This window comes from Mycobacterium sp. E1214, from assembly GCF_001666755.1.
Taxonomy (GTDB): Bacteria; Actinomycetota; Actinomycetes; order Mycobacteriales; family Mycobacteriaceae; genus Mycobacterium.
Genome location: NZ_LZJC01000013.1, coordinates 30910 through 50424, shown reverse-complemented (window position 1 = coordinate 50424; position 19515 = coordinate 30910). Strand labels below are relative to the sequence as shown.

Below are 19515 nucleotides of genomic sequence, written 5' to 3'. Positions count from 1 at the left end.
CGTTACGGCGCATCGATCTTCGCAACGATCTTGTCCACGATCTGGCCGGCCTGGTCGGTGATGTGGTAGCCGCACGCGTTGATGTCGACGATCACGTTGTTGGCCACGCTCATCGCGCGTTCGCACTCCCAGCCGTCGGCGCCCTCCTGGGTGTCCATTACCGTCACCTTGGGCGGATCCCCCTGCACCTGGCCGAAGGTCCACCTGTAGGTCTTGCTCTTGTTGGTGACCGTCACCGTCTTGCCCGCGCAGCTCTTCCACTTGTCGGTCGACGCCTGCAGGAAGGCCTTGGCCTTCTCGGCCGACGGGAACAGCACCACGGCCTGATTCACCCAATGGTCGTAATTGTCGCCCGGTTCTGAGGAGACCAGCCCGTTGATGGCCGTGTAGCCGGTGCCGGCGTAGACGGGATCTTGAGTCGTGTACAGCGCACCCTGGCAGTCCGACGTCGACACCCGCACCGACGAATTGTCCATGGTCGTAATGAGTTTGCCCGGCTGCATGGCCGACGCGCCCATGACGGTGTTGACGTCGGGCGCGGGCAGCAGCAGCCCGCTGAGGCGGTCCGCCGACAGGGGAGGGGGCGGCGGCGGCGCCGGCGTGGGCCGCGTGATCAGCCAAACGCCGACGCCCGCGGCGACGAGGACGAAGACCACCGCGACGGCGGCGATGACGGGCCACAGGTTGCGCGCCTGCTTGGCCGGTGGCTGACTCCACGGCGGCGCCGCGGTGAACTGCGGCGGCCCCGCCCAGCTGGCGCCGCCGGCCTGGTAGTACGGCGGCTGCGCGCCGGTGGCAACCGGTCCGCTGTCGGGGGCCCACGGCAGCGGTCCGCTCGAGTACGGCGGGGTGTTGGGCGCGCTGGGCGGCGGCGTGTGGGGCGGGGGTGTACCCGGGACCGGTGTATGGGGCGGGGGTGTCACCGCGGTCTTGGCGAACGCCACCGGGTCCGCGGTGGGCAGCGTCGATTCCTGGCTGCGGCGCAGGATGTCCGCCGCGTGGTCCTGGTCGGGATTGCTCAGCGCGTGGTTCGCGGCCAGGGCCAGGTCGCCGGCGCTGGCGTAGCGGTCCTCGGGTTTCTTGGCCATCCCGCGCGCGATCACCGCGTCGAACGCTTTGGGAATGCCTGGGCGCAGGGCGCTGGGCTGCGGGATGGGCTCCATGATGTGCGAGCTCACCAGCACCGCCGCGCTGTCGGCCCGGTACGGCGGCGACCCGGTCAGGCATTCGAACAGGACGCACGCCAGGGCGTAGATGTCGGCACGGTAGGTGACCTCGGCATTGGAAAAGCGTTCGGGCGCCATGTATTTCCAGGTGCCGACGGCGGTACCCAGCTGGGTCAGCTTCTCGTCCGTGGTGGCGCTGGCGATGCCGAAGTCGACCAGGTAGGCGAAGTCGTCGCGGGTGACCAAGATGTTCTGCGGTTTGATGTCGCGGTGCATGACGCCGGCCGCGTGGGCGGCGTCGACGGCCGAAGCGATCTGGGTGACGATGGCCACCGCCCGCGGCGGCGTCAGCGGTCCGAAGCGTTTGAGGACGCTGTCGAGGTCGATGCCCTCGATCAGCCGCATCTCCACGAACATCTGGCCTTCGATCTCGCCGTAGTCGTGGATGGGCACCACGTGCGGTTCCTGCAAGCGCCCGGCGGTGCGCGCCTCGCGCTTCATCCGCTCGCGAAACACCGGGTCCCGGCTGAAGGAGTCGGAGAGCAGCTTGACCGCGACGGTCCACTCCTTGACGGTGTGCTCGGCCTCGTAGACCTCGCCCATCCCGCCGCGGCCCAGCAGCCGTTTGAGGTGGTAGGGGCCCACCGTCGACCCCACCCGGGAGGTCTCAGCGTCGCTCATTCGTCAATCCTTCCGGCCCTGCCCCGGGCCCGCCAACCCCATGACTCTCGCGGGAAGGCCGCGCAATCGCAAACCAGTGACCGAGCAATCATGACGGTAGGCCGCGGCCCACCACAGCGCACGGTAACCCAGAACATTTGCCAGGCGCCGCCGCCCCGCGCCGGTCCGCACGCTGGTCACGGAGTCGCGGCCGACCCCCCGCCCTGCTCGTGACCGGTGATCCGGAACGTGAATTCGTGGTCACAGATTCGCAATTGGTCGCCGTCCTGCAGGGTGGCGGTCGCGTGGATGCGTTGCTGCTGCACGTGCACGCCGTTGGCGGACCGCAGGTCATTGATGATGTAGCTGGCGCCGGTGTCGACGACGACGGCATGGTGGCGGCTGACCTTCGGCGAGTCCAGCACGATGTCGTTGTCGCTGAGCCGCCCGATCCGCGTTGTCGCGTGCAGGGGATACCGCCGTCCGGACGCATCCTGCAGATAGGCGGCCGCCCTACGCTCGGCCACCAGCGTGTACTGCTCGAGCACCGTGATCGTGACGGCCGCGGTCGTCATGGCGTTCTTCCTGGCGTCCAGCGGGTCCTGGCGCAGGATTCGGTCGTTGAGTTCGCGCAGCGTGGCGCCCGGGTCGATGCCCAGCTCATCGGCGAGCAATGCCTTCACGCGGCGGTAGGCCGCCAAGGCGTCGGATTGGCGGTCGCTGACGTAGTAGGCCGTCATCAACTGCACCCACAACGGCTCGCGGTAGGGGTGCTCGGCGGTGAGCGCCTCGAGCTCACCGATCACCAGTTGGGCTCGGCCACAGGCTATCTCGGACTCGGCTAGCGCCGTGTGCACAAGAAGCTTCTCCTCGACGAGCGAGGTGGCGAAGGTGTCGACGAACGCGAAGTCCCGCAGGTCTTCGAGCACGGGTCCCCGCCACTGGTCCAACGCGGCCCTGAGGTGCCCGCTGGCCGCGTCGAAGCGGCCCGCGGCGGCCGCGTGCACGCCGGCGGTCTTGTCGATGTTGAACCGCCCGAGGTCGCACGCCGCGTCGGGGATGTTGAGCCGGTAGCCGGGCGGCGCCGGAACCAGGATGTTGCGCGGGTCGATCCCGGCGCCGTTGATCAGCTTGCGCAGGTTGGACACGTAGGAGTGCAGGCTGGCCCGGGCGCCCGACGGCGGCGCTTCCGCCCACAGCGCCGTGGTCAACCGGTCGACACCTACGGGACTGTTGCGGTTCATCAGCAGCACGGCCAGCACCGCGCGCTGCTTGGGGGTGCCCAAGGGCACCAGCGCGCCCCCGACGCTCATCTCTAGGGGGCCCAGCAGGCCGAGTTCGAGCCCGGCGTCCGACCCGGATGGGCGCAACTGCACGCGTTTCAGCCTCTCCGCGTCGGGGGCGCCGGGCGCCGGTCACGTAATGCCAATGGTGATTGTGACACCACGCCAACGCGGGCGCGCCGAGTCAAGCCGGAGACTCCCCAGCCGGTGCGGCGTCAGGTCGTCACGACCATCACGTCGTCGCCGGCGTCCCACGCCTCGCTGAAGAGCTTGACCGGGACCTGCTCGTCGCGGCCGTCCTCGGCGCCGCTGTCGTTGAGGTGAACGATGCCGTTGACCGAGTCCACGCCGGTGACCACCACCGCGTGATCCGTCTGCGGGTTCCCCTGCTCGTCCCGGTCCGTGACGGGCAGGTGCCAGATGAGCGCGGAGTTCACGCTGGCGATCACCTTGCGGCCGGCGCCCAGCGCCTGCTCGAGGCCGGGGATCCCGGTGGGGATGCCCGTTTCGGCGGCGCTGTCCTTGTCCGTGAGCTTGGCGCGGACCTGATACTTGGCAAGCAGGGCGGCCACGTCGCGCATGTCGGCGCCCATGCCCGAATCCGGGTCGCTGGTGTTGACGGGCTTGACGTAGATCGAGCCTGGGTGCACGGTGCTCGGCGTGGTCTGGGCCATCTCGATGATGGCCTGCTCCGACGGCAGGGTGCCGGTCAGCTCGCCGACGACGTCGGCGCTCGACATCAAGACACAGTCGTCGTACTGCTGCTGGCGCCAGTAGTTGGCGGCGGCGGCCGGGTCGCCGTACATGCCGCCGGCCGCCGCGCAGGCGGGGGCAGACAGCGCCGCGGCGACGGCGCAGGCGACCAGGGCGAACCAGGTGGCCGAGGCGGCCCCGGCGACGGTATTGATCTTCACGACGGGCCTCTCTTGCGGATCGGTGGCTTGTTCGGTGTTGCGAGAAAAGCCTCCGACGCGCGCCTTCGAGGATCCTTGACGGATTCTTGGAGCCGTTCTGGAGCCGCTGGGTGTTAGGCCCGGGTCATCGCGAAGTAGGCGCCGCGCCGGGCCAGCAGTTCGGTGTGGCTGCCCTGTTCGACGATCCGGCCGCCCTGCACCACCAGGATGCGGTCGGCGTCGCGGATTGTCGAAAGTCGATGCGCGATGATGAAACTCGTGCGGTCACGGCGCAGTTCGCGGGTCGCTCGCTGGACGAGGGCTTCGGTGCGGGTGTCGACTGAACTGGTCGCCTCGTCGAGGATCAGCAGTTGCGGCCGGGCCAGGAAGGCCCGGGCGATGGTGATGAGCTGCCGCTCGCCGGTGCTGATGTTGGCACCGTCGCCGGTGATGCGGGTCTGATACCCGGCGGGCAGCGTGTGCACGAACCGGTCGACGTAGGCCGCCCGGGCGGCCGCGATCACCTCGTCGGGGCCGGCGCCGGGGCGCCCGTAGGCGATGTTCTCCTCGATCGTGCCGTCGAAGAGCCAGGCGTCCTGCAGCACCATCCCGATCCGTGCCCGCAGCGCCTGCTTGCTGACCGTGGCGATGTCGATGCCGTCGAGCAGGATCCGGCCGGAGTCCACCTCGTAGAACCGCATCAACAGGTTCACCAGCGTGGTCTTGCCGGCGCCGGTCGGCCCCACGATGGCGACGGTGCTGCCGGGCTCGGCCACCAGCGACAGGTCCTCGATCACCGGCGTACCCGCCCGGTAGGCGAAGCTGACGTGCTGGAATTCGACGCGCCCGCGTGGCCGCGCCGCCGCGCCCAGGGCCGCCTCGGGGCCCGGGGTCTCCTCGGGTTCGTCGAGCAGCTCGAAAACCCTTCCAGCGCTGGCGATTCCGGACTGCAGGGCGTTGTACATCCCCGCGATCTGCCCCACGGGGCCGTTGAATTGCCGCACGTATTGGATGAAGGCCTGGATGTTGCCGAGCGTGATGTGACCGGTGGCCACCTGCAGGCCGCCCACGACGGCGACCGCCGCGTAGCCGAGGTTGCCGACGAACGTGGTGGCGGGCGCGACCAACCCGGAGAAGAACTGGGCCCCGAAACTCGCGCGATAAACGTCGTCGTTGAGGGCACGGAACTGAGCGCGCGCCGCGCCCTGGTGTCCGAACGTCTTGACCAGTGTGAAACCGCTGTACGTCTCCTCGATGTGGGCGTTAAGGCGGCCGACGCTGGCCCATTGGGCGGCGAAGAGCCGCGCCGACCGTCGCACGATCGCGCGGGTGGCGAGCAGCGACAGCGGCACCGTCAGCAGGGTGATCAGCAGCAGCAGCGGGGAGATCGACAACATCATCGCCAGCACCGCGACCACGGTGAGCAGCGACGTGAGCAGCTGGCTGAGCGTCATCGACAGCGACGACTGGACGTTGTCGATGTCGTTGGTGACGCGGCTGAGCAACTCGCCGCGCTGGCGGCCGTCGAAATACGACAGCGGCAGCCGGTGGATCTTGTCCTCGACGTCGGAGCGCAACGCGACCATGGTGCGCTGCACAGTGACGTTGAGCAGCCGCGCCTGCGCCCAGATCAGCAGCGCCGAAACGGCATACAACGCCGCGGCGACCGCCAGCGTGCGGCCCACCGCCCCGAAGTCCACGCCGTGGCCGGGCACCACGTTCATCGCCGACACCAGGTCGGCGAAGGTGTTTTCGCCCCGGGCGCGCGCGGCGGCAACGGCCTGCGCCTTGGTGATCCCGGCGGGCAGCCGCCGCCCGATGACGCCGTCGAACAGCAGATCGGTGGCGTGGCCCAGGATTCGGGGAACGACGACACCGATGGCCGTGCCGGTGAGGCCCAACACGATCACCGCCACGCTCAACCGGCGTTGCGGCGCAAGCCGTTTCACCAGTCGCGCGGCGCAGGCCCAGAAGTCCGTCGCGCCGCTCACGGGCCACTCCCCACCCCGGCGCTGATCGACTGCGAGTCGGCGAACTCGGCGTAGGTGGCGCACCCGGTCAGCAACGCCTCGTGCGTGCCGCGCCCAACGACGGTGCCGTTGTCGACGACAACCACTTGGTCGGCCGTGGCGGCCACCGAAACGCGTTGTGTGACAACGATAGAGGTGGCCCCGCCGGTGGCGGTGCGCAGCGCCGCGCGCACCCGGGCCTCGGTGTGCACGTCGAGCGCGGCGAAGGCGTCGTCGAACAGGTAGATCGCGGGGCGGCGAATCACCGCGCGGGCGATCGCCAGGCGCTGCCGTTGCCCGCCGGAGAAGTTGATACCGCCCTGGGCGACCCGCATGCGCAGCCCGTCGTCGTGGGCGCGGACGAATCCGTCGGCGTCGGCGACGCGCAGCGCGTCCCACATGTCGTCGTCGGTGACTTCGCGGCCGGGGGGAGCGCCGTAGCGCAGGTTGTCCGCGACCGTCCCGGTGAACAGGTAACCGCGTTGCGGCACCAGCCCGATGGCGGCCCAGAGGCGTTCGGTGGGGTACTCGCGGACGTCGACACCGTCGACGAAGACCGCGCCGGCGGTCGCGTCGTAGAGCCGGCAGATCAACGCGACTAGCGTCGACTTGCCCGACCCCGTGCTGCCGACGACCGCGGTACAGGTGCCCGGTTCGACCGTGAACGAAATGTCGTGCAGCACCGGCCGATCGGCGCCCGGATAGGTGAACGTGACACCGGCGAGGCGCACGGACCCGGTGATGGCGTCCGGCGTGACCGTCGGGGTCTGCGGGTCGGCGACGGCGGGTCGGGTGGCGAGCACCTCGGTGATCCGTTCGGCGCACACGGACGCGCGGGGCAGCACCACCAGTGTCATGGTGGCCATCAGCACCGACATGAGGATCTGCGTGAAGTACGCCAAGAAGGCGGTGAGCGACCCGACCTGCATGCTGCCGCGGTCGATGCGCAGGCCGCCGAACCAGATCAGCGCGACGCTGGAGAGGTTGATGGTCAACGTCGTGACCGGCAACATGAGCGCCTGCCAGTTGCCGGCGGTCAGCGCGGTGTCCGACAGCGCGTGGTTGGCGCGGGCGAAGCGGTCGCGCTCGAAGCCCTCGCGGGCGAACGCCCGGACCACGCGCACGCCCGCCAGTTGGTCGCGCAGGACGCGGTTGATGCCGTCGATCAGGCCCTGCATCCGGCGGAACAGCGGCAGCATGTGCGTCATCACCCAGTAATTGGTCACGAACATGACCGGCACGCTGATAAGCAAGAGCCACGTCAGCGCGGCCTCTTGCCGCATCGCCATGGCGATCCCGCCCAGGCAGGTCAACGGGGCCGCGACCAAGACGGTGCTCGAGATCTGCACCAGGTATTGGATCTGCCGGACGTCATTGGTGTTGCGCGTCAGCAGTGTCGGCGCGCCGAAGCGCGCCGTCTCGTGTTCGGAGAACGTGGTGACGTGATTGAACACCGCCGCGCGCAGGTCGCGGCCAAATCCCATCCCGGCCCGCGACCCGACGTAGACGGCCGCCACGGAACACAGCGCCTGCAGACCGGTCACCGCCAGCATCACCACTCCGAGCCGGACGATCGTCGCGGTGTCGCCCTTGGCGACGCCCTCGTCGATGATGGCGGCATTGACCGTCGGCAGGTACAGCGCGGCGAGGGTGCTGATCAGCTGGATCACCATCAGCACCGCAACCAGCCGGCGGTACGGCCGGATGTACTGGCGCAGCAGTGCCAGGAGCATGGGGTAACTGTCGCACACCGCCGGGCCGCCGGGCCGCAACCGCCGCGGCGGCTCGGCCGCGGCCAGACGCCGCGTCGGCGGTCGAATTGCCTGCTCAGGCGCGTCGCTGGTTGACCCGCTGGGCTGCCGCTACAGTGCATCGTGTGGACCAGCAGCGGGCTGAGCAAAGGCGGAGTGGTTGTGCGGCGTAGCGCAAGGGTGTTGGCTCTGGCGGCGTCAGCCTTGGCGATCCTGATCCCTTCAGTCGCCGCGTGCTCCGACTCGGGCGGCAACAAACCGGGGTCCACGGCGACATCGTCGGCTCCCAACGCGCAGGGCCACCACGGTCCGATGTTTCCCCAATGCGGCGGCATCAGCGACCAGACGGTGGCGGAGCTGACCAAGGTGACCGGCCTGATCAACACGGCCCGCAACTCCGTGGGCTGCCAGTGGCTGGCCGGCGGTGGCATCCTCGGGCCGCACTTCTCCTTCTCCTGGTACCGCGGGAGCCCCATCGGGCGGGAACGCAAGACCGAGGAGCTGTCGCGGGCGAGCGTGGACGACATCAACATCAACGGCCACGGCGGTTTTATCGCCGTCGGAAACGAGCCCAATCTCGGTGACTCGCTGTGCGAAGTGGGCATCCAGTTCCAGGACGACTTCATCGAGTGGTCGATCAGTTTCAGCCAGAAGCCCTTTCCGCCGCCGTGCGACATCGCGAAGGAACTCGCGCGCCAATCGATTGCGAATTCGAAATGATGCCCTCGATGCGCCGCGAACCCCGTCCTGGCGGTGTCGTCCGCGCCGCCCTGGCGGTGCTGATCGCCGCAGTGCTCGTCTTGACGGGTTGCTCCAAGTCGGTGGGCGGCAACGCCGTGAAGGCGGGGGGCAACGCGCCGCGCAACAACAACTCCCAGCAGCAGTATCCGAACCTGCTCAAGGAGTGTGAGGTGCTCACGAGCGACATCCTGGCCAAGACGGTGGGGGCGGATCCGCTCGACATTCAAAGCACGTTCGTCGGTGCGATCTGCCGTTGGCAGGCGGCGAACCCGGCCGGGCTGATCGACATCTCGCGGTTCTGGTTCGAAGGCGGCAGCCTGAGCAACGAGCGCAAGGTCGCGGAGTTCCTCAAGTACAAGATCGAGACGCGCACGATCGTGGGCATCGATTCGATTGTGATGCGTCCCGACGACCCCAACGGCGCTTGCGGCGTGGCCAGCGACGCGGCGGGCGTGGTCGGCTGGTGGGTCAATCCGCAGGCGCCCGGCATCGACGCGTGCGGCCAGGCCCTCAAGCTGATGGAGTTGACGCTCGCGACGAACTCCTAGATCAGCGCGGGACTTCGAATCCGGTCAGCGTGGCCCGGCCGAGCTCCACGTCCTTCCACGCGCAGGACACGGCGAAGATCGCGATGGCCGACGTCGGGTATTTGATCGAAATGCGTTCGGCCGCATCGATGCTGGCGCCGTCCACCGGCGCGCCCGCGAGGCCGAGCGCCAGGGCGGACATCGTGGGCTCGTGCCCGACGACCAAGAGGGTGCCGACGTCGTCGCTCACCGTGTTGATTTCGTCGATCACCATCCCTGGAGTGGCGCCGTAGAGCCGTTCGACGTAGCGGACGGGCGCTTCAACGCCGGTGTGCGCCAGAGTTTCCCGCGCACGCGTCGCGGTGGAACACAGCACGGCGTCGACGCCCGGCGCGTTCGCGCGCAGCCACTCACCGGCCAGGCCGGCCTCCCGGATGCCGCGCGGCGCCAGCGGCCGGTCGTGGTCGGCGACGCCCGCCGGATAGTCCGACTTTGCGTGCCGCATCAGGAGCAGGGTTCGCTGGCGCATCACGGGGAATCACGTTAGCCAGTGCGGCGCCCGACGCGCTACGCCGCGTCGTCGTCTTAGGTCTGGCTTGCCGTTGTCGTCGTTGTCCCGTCATCGTCGTTGTCGGTGTGGAAGAGTTTTTCGGGGTGGTGGTGGGTGTTGGTGCGGGGTTTCATGCGTCTTCTCCGGCGTGCCCGCACAGAACTGGTTCGGTTCCAACGCATCAAACGTGTTGATCTGTCGTGCCAACGCGGCCAGTAACCCGAGGTTCTACGTTGACGCGCTCCTAACACCCGGCAGTGTCTCGTTGCGGTTCGTCAACGGAGGAACGGATTCCCAGCTTGTTGCGCCGCGCGAGCACCACTACGAGGACTACCGCTGTTGTTCAACAATTCCCAGCGAGCCTCTTCGACACCAACAGTGACGAGACGTCCGACTTCAGCTACTCGTCGGCCACCAACAAGCTCACGGTGGCGAACACCGGCTGGCACATCGTCAAGATCAACTCCATAGTCCAATTCGCAGAATTCAGCGCGATGACACCTCTGCTATCGCGACGGGTCGATCACCCACTACGGACACTCGAACTGGTTCATCAATATGGACTACGTCCCACCGAGCGCATCGGCATGGTTCTGCTTTATTGCGCTGTTGCCATCAACCACGGCCGCAGGCGATAACAATTATTGATCGCGGGACTCCGTCAGACGTGTGGAAGCCAGCGGGTGCCTTGTTGCGAGATCACAAATCCTCGGCCATTCGAGTCTTTGCACGCGGTGGCGCCCGAGCCGTCGACTCCACAGAAGGTGCCACCGGCGGCCAAGGCTTGCAGTGGGGGTAACGCCTTAAGGGGATGTCCTTGGATAGAGCCGTTGGTGTACGGAGTCGATGTTGCTGCTCGTATGCCCGTATCTGTCGACACCGAAGTAAATGGATTCTTGTCGTTGTCCGGTACGCCGGGGACGTTGCCTATGCACTCGATGCTTCCGGTGTGGAAGTTGCACGGAATCCCGTCGGGTGTAAGGAAATAGATGGCTGTGGTGGGATCACGCTGGGGGTTAGCTAACGCGATTCCGTAGTCGTACACGTTGACGCGCGGGTAGCCGGAGGGATCCGGGAATGCCGGGTCGGCATGCGACTGTGTGCAGGCCGACGTGGCTACGATGAGGGTCGCCGCTGCGGCAGTAAGCACTCGACGTAGTGTTCTCATCGGCTTGGACCCTCTCAGCTTCCTGGAGTTACGGTAAAAGTCGTTGTGTAGGTCTTCGGATCGTAAACGCCGACACCCAGCCCATACGTGCTGACGCGCATTGTGACGACGTTCTTGCCCCCTTCTTGCCGTATGTCGGTAATTGTAGGTCCATACGGAATCTGGGTGTCGGGCATCTGTCCGACCAGCGTTTGTGTCGGTGCATTTAGCAGGCCTTCGGGAGTGCTGGCCACGGCGCCGACGATCGGCTTATTGGCGGCTCCACCGACGACCATAAAGCCTTTATTTCCGGGAAGCGCCGTAATTTGGCTCTCTCGATTGCCGTTAAGTTCACCGTTGAAAGTCCCCTTGGACTGGAGAGTGTTTCCCCAGCTGCCGTTCTGCTTGACGGGAGCGGATTCCCACAGGCCGCGCTGCCCGTCTGCAGTGTTGCCCATGATGATCATTTTCCCGGTGTTCGGGTCGAAAACTCCACTGGCTTGCGAAATGCCATGCAGCGTGTACAGCACCTTGTCGGGGTGCGCGAGGTCGACCACAACGGTGTCTGGAACAGAGAAATGAGTGTTCGGCTGTCCGTCGGGCCCCTTCAACGGGACGAAGCCGTAGAACCCATATTTCTCACCGTTGGGGCCGACAGCGGTTCCGGTGGGCAACGGACGAGTGCCCGGCGGATGCGGTAGCGGATTGGGACCGTTGACGCCGGGCGCCTCACCGTCAGGCGGGACCAGGATATTCGGGGAACCATGGGCGCCGTCGCCGCCGAGCGCGATGCCGGTGCCGGGAATCGACAAATCCAAGTCGTCTTGGTCTTTAGTGTTCTGGCCCTCAAGTAGGGGTGGTGTCGCTGGCCCATCAATCCGTGGTCCGGTTCCAGGGGGCGTATCCAGGGGCGGATCACCGGGGCCAAAATGCGCGTCGTCAGCCCAGATCGCCGCGGGGTCGTATCCGTCCTTGACCAGGCTGGCCTGCCCCGCATGGAGCTCACTTGTGTAGACGCCGCGGATAAGGCGCATCTGGACCAGCGCATCGCGAACGTCGTCCAGCTCGTCGGCCTTCGCGTCCTCAATTAGCGTCTGCAGCGCATGCTGTTCGTTCTCCGTGAGACCGCCTCTCGCCAGATCGGTCTGCGCCGCGACGACGACTTTGTCGAGCAGCCGCAATTGATGATTCAGCGTTTCGATCTCCGTTTTCCCGCGCTTCTGTGCTTCGGCCAGAGCAGCGGCAATGTCTTCCAAATGGGAACCGATCATCGGCAGCTGCAACGACTGTGTGCCAAGGGCTTTGGCCACCCGCTGCACTTCGGCTGAGTCGTTAATTGGGTGGTCACCGTCCTGATGGTTCCAGGCCGCGTCAAACCGCTTCTTGGCCTGGGCGAATTCCTCGCTGGCCGCCGTGGTGCACCGCCCAGCATCGTGAAAGGCCTGCGCGAGATTGTTGATCTGCAGTGGGCTGCCCGCCTGCAGGCTCCTATTGATCGCCCAGGGATTGCCCCCCGCCTTCGCGATCAAGTCCGCAATATCTAGCATCGCACCGCCCGTGACCTCGCCACACGCTGTAAAAGCACCTACGAAGCTACCGCGGTGGTGCGGTCGTGCACGTCCGTTTCGCGTGACATGGCGGCACGACGCGCTTGGGACCGCTCGTCGAGGAGTGCGTCAATCAGGGTGGTGCTTGGCGGGCCGCCGCGGATGCGCCAAGCTCCGGTCACCAGCCGGAGTCGCCGTCGATGGTGTCGATGTCTCGCGTGGCGCCTCAGCCTAGGTCTCGGCGATTCCAACCGCACTTCGCTCGTGGCGGATATCGGCGACAAACAAGATTTCCTCACGTCCGCCAACGGACCGTGGACCTACTGCGTAGCGGCAATCCACCACGGCCTCGACAAATTGACGCACAATCCGCAAGACGGTCGACCGCCCGTACCTCTACATACCGGACAAAGACCTGCCGACCGAGGTCCCGCGTCTTGTCAGTGCACAGCCTTAAGCTCGCGGTGCCCTGGTAGTCACGCAGTTCGAAAGGGGTTTCCGGATGCGATTCCTGCACACCGCCGACTGGCAGCTGGGCATGACCCGGCACTTCCTGGCCGGTGACGCGCAGCCGCGCTATTCCGCGGCCCGCCGCGACGCGGTGGCCGGGCTGGGACAGCTGGCGGCCGAAGTGGGCGCCGAATTCGTGGTGGTCGCCGGGGACGTCTTCGAACACAATCAGCTGCCACCGGCGGTCATCGGCCAGTCGCTGGAAGCCATGCGCGCCATCGGAATTCCCGTTTATTTGCTGCCGGGCAACCACGACCCGTTGGACGCCTCGTCGGTGTACACCGGCGCGCTGTTCACCGGCGAGTGCCCCGACAACGTCGTGGTCCTCGACCGGCCCGGTGTGCATCAGGTACGCCCGGGGGTGGAGATCGTCGCTGCGCCATGGCGTTCCAAGGCGCCGACGTCGGACCTCGTCGCCGACGTCCTCGACGGGCTGCCCCCGGCCCCGGCCACCCGGGTGCTCGTCGCGCACGGTGGGGTCGACGAGCTGGACCCCGACCGCGACAAGCCGTCGCTGATCCGCCTGGCGAACCTGGAAGACGCGCTGGTCCGCGGCGCGGTGCACTATGCGGCGTTGGGCGACAAGCACTCTCGCACTCGAGTCGGCAGCAGCGGCCGGGTGTGGTACTCCGGGTCGCCGGAGGTCACCAACTACGACGACGTCGAAGCCGACCCCGGCCACGTCCTCGTGGTCGACATCGACGAGGACGACCCGCACCGCGCGGTCTCGGTGCAGGCGCGGCACGTCGGGCGCTGGCGATTCGTCACCATGCACCGGCAGGTCGACAACAGCCGCGATATCGCCGACCTGGACATCAACCTCGACCTGATGACCCACAAGGACCGCACCGTGGTGCGGCTGGCGCTGACCGGGTCCCTGACGGTGACCGACCGCGCGGCACTCGATGGGTGTCTGGACAAGTACGCGCGGTTGTTCGCGCGGCTCGGGATGTGGGACCGCCACACCGACCTGGCGGTGATTCCCGCCGACGGCGAATTCAGCGACCTGGGCATCGGCGGATTCGCCGCCGCCGCCGTCGACGAATTGGTCGCCACGGCAAGGGAAACGGATACGGAGGCCGCCGGTGACGCGCAGGCCGCGCTGGCGCTGCTGCTCCGACTCGCCGATCGCGGGGCCGCATGAAGCTGCACCGGTTGACGCTAACCAACTATCGCGGTATCGAGCATCGGGAGCTCGAGTTTCCCGACCACGGCGTCGTGGTGGTCTCCGGCGCCAACGAGATCGGCAAGTCGTCGATGATCGAGGCCCTCGACCTGCTGTTGGAGTCCAGGGATCGCTCGACGAAGAAGGAAGTCAAGCAGGTCAAGCCCACCCACAGCGACGTCGGCTCGGAAGTCAAGGCCGAACTCAGTTGTGGGCCTTACCGATTCGTCTATCGCAAGCGGTTTCACAAGAAGTGTGAGACGGAGCTGACGTTGCTGCGGCCGCACCGCGAGCAATTGACCGGTGACGAGGCGCACGAGCGGGTCCGGGCGATGCTGGCCGAGACGGTCGACAGCGACCTCTGGCACGCCCAGCGGGTGTTGCAGTCCGCGTCCACCGCGGCGGTGGATCTATCCGGGTGTGACGCGTTGTCGCGGGCGCTCGACATCGCCGCCGGTGACACCGGCGCGCTTTCCGGCGCCGAGCCGCTGCTGATCGAGCGGATCGACGCCGAGTACGGCCGCTACTTCACCCCCACCGGGCGCCCCACGGGGGAGTGGGCCGCCGCGATCGCGCGGCTGACCGACGCGGAGAAGGCGGTAGCCGAATGCGCGGCGGCCGTCGCCGAGGTCGACGACCGCGTCGCCCGCCACGCCTGCCTGACCGAACAGGTGTCCGAGTTGTCCGCCGAGCGCGTCGCCGCCGCGCCGCGCCTACAGGCCGCACGGGCCGCCGCCGACGCCGTCGCCGAACTGACCGCGAAGGCGCGGGAGGCCGACCTGGTGGCCGCCGCCGCGGTGGCGTCCTGCACCGCGGCGGTCGCCGCCCACCGCGCCCGCACCGAGCTGCTCGCCGAGATCGACACGCGGACAACAGGTATCGCCGGCGTGACGGCCGAGGCGCAGGACGCCGCCGACGCAGAATCGGTAGCTCGGGTCGAGGCGGAGGCCGCCGAAGCCGCCGTGCAGCAAGCCGCCGCGGCGCTCGACGATCTGCACTACCGCGTGCAGGCCGCCCGCGGCGCCGTCGAGCGACTCGCGCAGCGCGAGGAGGCCGACCGGCTTGGCGCGCGATTGGCCAAGATCGACGACGTCGAGCGGGACCGCGAGCGGATCCGCGAAGAGCTCAGCGCCATCGCGATCACCGGCGAGTCGCTGCGCCGCATCGAGGACGCGGCGGCCGCGGTCGAGCGCACCGGCGACCAGCTGGCATCGATGTGCGCCGCGGTGGAGTTCACCGCGGCCGCGGACATCGAGCTCGCCGTCGGCGACCAACGGGTCGCGCTGTCGGCCGGCCAGTCCTGGTCGGGCACCGCCGCCGGCCCCACCACCGTGCAGGTTCCCGGCATCTTGACCGTGCGGGTCACCCCGGGCGCCACCACGCTGGACGTGCACGCCAAACACGCCGCCGCGCAACAGGATCTGGTCACCGCCCTGGCCGCGGCCGAGGTCGCCGATCTCGCGGCCGCGCGGGCGGCCGACCTGCGCCGGCGTGACCTGCAAAGCAGGCGCGACCAGCTGACCGCCACCCTGGCGGGGCTTTGCGGGGACGAACGGGTCGACGAGCTGCGGTCCCGAGTCACGCAACTGCGTGCGGGCCAACCGGCCGCCCAGCCCGACGACCCGGTGGTGACCGACCTGAGCGTCGCCCGCGCCGAACTCGAAGCGCTGGAAACAACTTGGCAGGCGGCGTTCGCTGACTGCGCGCTGCACCGGCAGCGGGCCGCGGCAGCGACGGCGCGCCTCGCCGAAATAAGCACCACAGCAACGGTTTTGCGGAATCGGCGCGACGGCCAAATCGGTGAGCTCGACGCGGCGACCGCTCGGCTCGCCGCGGCGCGGGCCTCGATCGGCGACCAGGACCTGACGGTGTCGGCGAGCGCGGCGCAGGACGCGGCGCTCGCGGCGCAGCGGCGGGCCGCCGACCTCGCCGACGAGTTGGCGGCCGCGGCGCCGGACGCGGTGGCCAGCGAATTGACCGAGGCCACGAAGCACGACACCGCGCTGCGCGAGCGCTACGAGGACACGATCCGCGCGTTGCAGGACGTCAACATCGAGCTCTCGGTGTTCGGCAGCGAGGGGCGTCAGGGCAAGCTGGACGTCGCGGAGGCGGAGCGGGAGCAGGCCGCCAGCGAGCACATCCGCGTCGGCGGCCGGGCGCGCGCCGCGCAGCTGCTGCGGACGGTCATGACGCGGCACCGCGACACCACCCGGCAGCGCTACGTCGAGCCCTATCGTGCGGAACTGCAGCGGCTCGGCCGCCCGGTGTTCGGGCCCACCTTCGAGGTCGACGTCGACAGCGACCTGTGCATCCGCAGCCGCACGCTCGACGGTGTCACGGTGCCGTACGAATCCCTGTCCGGCGGGGCCAAGGAGCAACTCGGCATCCTGGCCCGGCTGGCGGGCGCGGCGTTGGTCGCCAAGGAGGATGCCGTGCCGGTGGTCGTCGACGACGCGCTCGGCTTCACCGACCCCGACCGGCTGGCCAGAATGGGCGAGCTGTTCGACACCGTCGGCACGCACGGGCAGGTCATCGTCCTGACGTGCAGTCCCGACCGATACGACGGGGTCAAGGGCGCGCACCGCATCGACCTGTCCGCCTAGCGGCTGAACAGCGCGAACGCGCCGACGAGGACGGCGGATTGGTCGCGGCGGGCGGCGTCTGCAGAATATGGTCATGGCGGGCCGACTCCGATGACGATGGATGCGAAGCGGCGCCGCACCCAACAGAAGCTCGCCGCGTTACCCGGGGTGCGGCCCATCCGCCGGCCGATCTCGCCGGACGGCGCCGAGGAGTTCGACCTCTACTACGTGCGGGCGGGCCGTAAGTCCGCCCATCCGCTGGTCATCATCCCGGGCGGCCCCGGCGTGGCCTCGGTGCAGATGTACCGGGGACTGCGGCGCCGCGCGGCGGCCGCGGGCCTGGACGTCATCATGGTCGAGCACCGCGGCGTCGGGCTGTCCCGCCACGACGACGCGGGCGCCGACCTGCCGCCCGAGGCCTTCACCGTGAATCAGGTCGTCGACGACATCGCCGCCGTCCTCGACGACGCGCACGTAAAGTCGGCGGTCATTTACGGGGCGTCGTACGGCACCTACATCGCGGCCGGCGTCGGCGTGCGTCATCCCGGCCGGGTACGGGCCATGGTCCTCGATTCGCCGCTGCTGTCCCGGCACGACATCGTCATCGTGCGGCGCGCGATCCGGCGGCTGTTGCTGCGGGGCGACAGCCCCGAAACCGCCGCGCTGGCGCCCAAGATGCGCAAGCTCGTCGACGCCGGGGTGATGGGCCCGGGCGCGACGCACGTCGTCGCGACGATGTATGGCTACGGCGGCGCCGCGCTGCTCGAGCGGCAGGTCGACCTGCTCCTCGACGGCCGAAAGCTGTTGTGGTGGCTCATTTCCCGATTCACCACCCTGAGCCATCTGCCGTTTCGTTACGAAGAGGATCTGGTGAGCCGGATCGCGTTCCGCGAGTTGGACTACGCGGCCCAGCCCGACGGCCTACCGCTGGATCCCGCCGTCGCCGAACGGGTGTCGCGGACCCAGACGGCCACGTTCGAGGACGAGCCCTACGACCTGGTGGCCGAGATGCCGAAGTTCGGTTGGCCCACCGCCGTCGTCTCGGGCGGCCGCGACCTCATCACCCCGCCCGCGGTGGCGCAGCGCGTCGCGCACCTCATACCCGCGGCGGCGCTCGTGCACCTGCCCACCATGGCGCACAGCGCCATTGACTTCCGCGAGCCGGCCGCCCTCGCCGTCGCGCACGCGGTGTGGCGCGGCCAGGCCGACGGTCTCGTCGCGCGGGCGTCGGCGCTGGACGCGCTGCCGGCGCGCCCCGAGGTACGGCTGCTGTGGAAGGCGGTCGAACTGGCCGCCATCATCGAGGCCGCCCTGCCGATCCCGGCGTTCGTGCGCCGGCGGTTCAATCCCGCGTGAACCCGATAGCGGAGTAGTTGAGGTCCGCCAACCCGGCCGCGCCGAAGTTCGCCAGCGTGCTGCGCACCGCGACGTCGCCCGGTGACTGGGTGAGCGGCAGGCTGAAACCCTCCGCCCAGATCAGCCTGTCGAGGTCGTTGGCCAACGCCCGCGCCTTCACCGGGTCGAGTTCTTCCAGCGTCCGTTCGATCCCGTCGTCGATCTGGGGGCTGCCGATCTTGCCGAAATTGCTTTCGCCGTCGGACTTGTAGATCTGGGTGAGCGCCGACAAGGGGAAGGCGTCGCCCTGCCAACCGAATTGGGCGATGTCGAAGTCGCCGACGTTGACGTAGTTGGTGAAAAAGCCGTTGCCGGAACGGGCTACGAGTTCGAGCTTGACGCCGACCTGCGCGAGGCTGTGCTGCGCGATCTGCGCGAATTGGCGGCTGCTCTGGGCGTCGAAGAACAGGTCCCGGATCACCAGCTGGCGGCCGCCCTTTTCGCGGAATTGGCCCACCCGCTTCCAGCCCAACGAGTCCAGCTCGCGTTCGGCCCCGGCGGGGTCGTAGGGGACCACGGCGCTGTTGTCGCGGTAGCCCTGTTGGCCGTCGACGTAGATGTGGTTGCCCAGCGCCACCGGGTCATTGGTGAGGCCGTATTGGACGACCTTGGCGATGGTCCGCCGGTCGATGCCCTTGGAGACGGCGACGCGCAGCGCCGGGTCGGCCAGGATCGAGCCCGGCGCGCCGTTGAACGTGAAGTGCGACCAGCTGGGCGCGGGCGCGCGCCGGATCGAGATGCCCTTGGTGCGCTCGGCGATGGTCAGCTGGTCCACCGAACCGACCCCGGTGGCGTCGATCGTGTTGTTCTGCAACGCGGGCAGCCGGGCCGCGTCGTCGAGCACCAGATAGGTGATCGAATCCAGGCGCGGCCGGGCGCCCCACCATTTCGGGTTGCGCCGCAATACGATTCGCTGCGTCGTGCGGTCCAACGAGGCCACCATGAACGGGCCCGCCGACGGCCCGGGCGCCTCCAGCTGCGCGGTGTTGAAGACGTCGGGGGTGGCCGTCACGCTGGCGGGCAGCAGCATGTTGTTGCCGGCGAACATCCCCCGCCATTCCGCGTAGGGTTTGGCGAACGTCATGATCGCCTGCCGGTCATCGACGCCGCGCGTCACCGACGCGACGCGGTCGGCGCCGCTCGGCCCGGCAATTTCGAAGTGCTTGTCGGCCCCGCTCAACGCGTGAATCTGCGCCGCGATGTCCCGCCAGGTGATCGGGGTGCCGTCGGACCAGGTGGCCTTGGGATTGATGGTGTAGGTGACCACCTGCGGGTCGGTGCGGGTGAGTTCGACGCTGGTGAAGTAGTCGGTGTCCACCGTGGTCGAGCCGTCCGGGCCGATGACGAACGCCCGCGGCATGGAGGCTTTCATCATGCCGTTGACCTCCGCCGAGTTGCCGTCGATGTGCAACACGTTGAAGTTGGGCGGGAATTCGGTGAACGCGAGGCGCAGGTCGCCGCCGTCTCGCAGGGTGGCCGGATCGCGCGGGTTGATGTCGCTGGTCGTCCCGATCTCGGCGCTGCGCCCCGCCTGCGGGGCGAGGTTGATCGCCGGCGAGCACGCGGAGACCGCCAACGCCATCGTCAGC

General features: G+C 68.4%; 13 protein-coding genes. 5 read left to right on the top strand and 8 right to left on the bottom strand.

Annotated elements, in window-relative coordinates:
- Positions 1 to 2: 2 nt before the first annotated feature.
- The 5 genes from A5700_RS01180 to A5700_RS01160 all read right to left on the bottom strand — a co-directional run bounded on the left by A5700_RS01180 (position 3) and on the right by A5700_RS01160 (position 7744).
- Positions 3 to 1847 carry a serine/threonine-protein kinase PknH/PknJ gene (locus tag A5700_RS01180; RefSeq protein WP_068068939.1) on the bottom strand — a complete coding sequence of 615 codons (1845 nt, stop codon included), beginning with the start codon at positions 1845 to 1847 and terminating at the stop codon, positions 3 to 5.
- A 176-nt stretch (positions 1848 to 2023) separates the two neighbouring features.
- On the bottom strand, positions 2024 to 3139 hold the full coding sequence (locus A5700_RS01175) for a BTAD domain-containing putative transcriptional regulator (RefSeq protein WP_068068936.1): 1116 nt from the start codon (positions 3137 to 3139) through the stop codon (positions 2024 to 2026).
- 185 nt (positions 3140 to 3324) lie between these two features.
- Complete coding sequence (locus tag A5700_RS01170; RefSeq protein WP_068068931.1) at positions 3325 to 4023, bottom strand: hypothetical protein; 699 nt, start codon at positions 4021 to 4023, stop codon at positions 3325 to 3327.
- A 113-nt stretch (positions 4024 to 4136) separates the two neighbouring features.
- On the bottom strand, positions 4137 to 5993 hold the full coding sequence (locus A5700_RS01165) for an ABC transporter ATP-binding protein (RefSeq protein ID WP_068068928.1): 1857 nt from the start codon (positions 5991 to 5993) through the stop codon (positions 4137 to 4139).
- Positions 5990 to 7744 carry an ABC transporter ATP-binding protein gene (locus A5700_RS01160; protein ID WP_068068925.1) on the bottom strand — a complete coding sequence of 585 codons (1755 nt, stop codon included), beginning with the start codon at positions 7742 to 7744 and terminating at the stop codon, positions 5990 to 5992. The genes A5700_RS01165 and A5700_RS01160 overlap by 4 nt, the downstream gene beginning before the upstream one ends.
- A 180-nt stretch (positions 7745 to 7924) precedes the next feature.
- Here A5700_RS01160 and A5700_RS01155 point away from each other — a divergent pair, with 180 nt between their 5' ends.
- Both A5700_RS01155 and A5700_RS01150 read left to right on the top strand, forming a co-directional pair.
- Entirely contained in the window at positions 7925 to 8482 is a 558-nt protein-coding gene (locus A5700_RS01155) for a DUF3558 domain-containing protein (RefSeq protein ID WP_068068993.1), read from the top strand.
- Complete coding sequence (locus A5700_RS01150) at positions 8479 to 9051, top strand: DUF3558 domain-containing protein (RefSeq protein WP_369828199.1); 573 nt, start codon at positions 8479 to 8481, stop codon at positions 9049 to 9051. Before A5700_RS01155 ends, A5700_RS01150 begins: the two co-directional genes overlap by 4 nt.
- A gap of 1 nt (position 9052) precedes the next feature.
- On the opposite strand, the gene A5700_RS01145 is transcribed toward A5700_RS01150, so the two are convergent.
- The gene (locus A5700_RS01145) at positions 9053 to 9559 is read right to left on the bottom strand and encodes a histidine phosphatase family protein (RefSeq protein WP_068068923.1); all 507 of its coding nucleotides are present in this window, start codon (positions 9557 to 9559) and stop codon (positions 9053 to 9055) included.
- Between the two features lie 1203 nt (positions 9560 to 10762).
- Complete coding sequence (locus A5700_RS24855) at positions 10763 to 12256, bottom strand: hypothetical protein (RefSeq protein WP_369828198.1); 1494 nt, start codon at positions 12254 to 12256, stop codon at positions 10763 to 10765.
- Between the two features lie 520 nt (positions 12257 to 12776).
- On the opposite strand from A5700_RS24855, the gene A5700_RS01135 reads away from it, so the two are divergent.
- The 3 genes from A5700_RS01135 (at position 12777) to A5700_RS01125 (ending at position 17887) form a co-directional block, all read left to right on the top strand.
- Positions 12777 to 13928, top strand: a complete 1152-nt coding sequence (locus A5700_RS01135) for an exonuclease SbcCD subunit D (RefSeq protein WP_068068917.1) — start codon at positions 12777 to 12779, stop codon at positions 13926 to 13928.
- On the top strand, positions 13925 to 16552 hold the full coding sequence (locus A5700_RS01130) for an ATP-binding protein (protein ID WP_068068914.1): 2628 nt from the start codon (positions 13925 to 13927) through the stop codon (positions 16550 to 16552). Before A5700_RS01135 ends, A5700_RS01130 begins: the two co-directional genes overlap by 4 nt.
- Positions 16553 to 16642: 90 nt before the next feature.
- A complete protein-coding gene (locus A5700_RS01125; protein ID WP_068068911.1) occupies positions 16643 to 17887 on the top strand; it encodes an alpha/beta hydrolase in 1245 nt (414 codons plus the stop codon).
- Here the strand turns inward: A5700_RS01125 and A5700_RS01120 are convergent.
- Positions 17874 to 19508, bottom strand: a complete 1635-nt coding sequence (locus A5700_RS01120) for an ABC transporter family substrate-binding protein (RefSeq protein WP_068068989.1) — start codon at positions 19506 to 19508, stop codon at positions 17874 to 17876. The two genes, A5700_RS01125 and A5700_RS01120, sit on opposite strands and share 14 nt — an antisense overlap.
- Positions 19509 to 19515 lie beyond the last annotated feature (7 nt).

Excerpts from the sequence above, each read along its gene's own strand:
- A5700_RS01130 (WP_068068914.1), top strand. The coding sequence starts at position 13,925 with ATGAAGCTGCACCGGTTGACGCTAACCAACTATCGCGGTATCGAGCAT.
- A5700_RS01145 (WP_068068923.1), bottom strand. The coding sequence starts at position 9,559 with ATGCGCCAGCGAACCCTGCTCCTGATGCGGCACGCAAAGTCGGACTAT.
- A5700_RS01135 (WP_068068917.1), top strand. The coding sequence starts at position 12,777 with ATGCGATTCCTGCACACCGCCGACTGGCAGCTGGGCATGACCCGGCAC.
- A5700_RS01120 (WP_068068989.1), bottom strand. The coding sequence starts at position 19,508 with ATGGCGTTGGCGGTCTCCGCGTGCTCGCCGGCGATCAACCTCGCCCCG.
- A5700_RS01150 (WP_369828199.1), top strand. The coding sequence starts at position 8,479 with ATGATGCCCTCGATGCGCCGCGAACCCCGTCCTGGCGGTGTCGTCCGC.
- A5700_RS01180 (WP_068068939.1), bottom strand. The coding sequence starts at position 1,847 with ATGAGCGACGCTGAGACCTCCCGGGTGGGGTCGACGGTGGGCCCCTAC.
- A5700_RS01160 (WP_068068925.1), bottom strand. The coding sequence starts at position 7,744 with ATGCTCCTGGCACTGCTGCGCCAGTACATCCGGCCGTACCGCCGGCTG.
- A5700_RS01175 (WP_068068936.1), bottom strand. The coding sequence starts at position 3,139 with ATGAGCGTCGGGGGCGCGCTGGTGCCCTTGGGCACCCCCAAGCAGCGC.
- A5700_RS01125 (WP_068068911.1), top strand. The coding sequence starts at position 16,643 with ATGACGATGGATGCGAAGCGGCGCCGCACCCAACAGAAGCTCGCCGCG.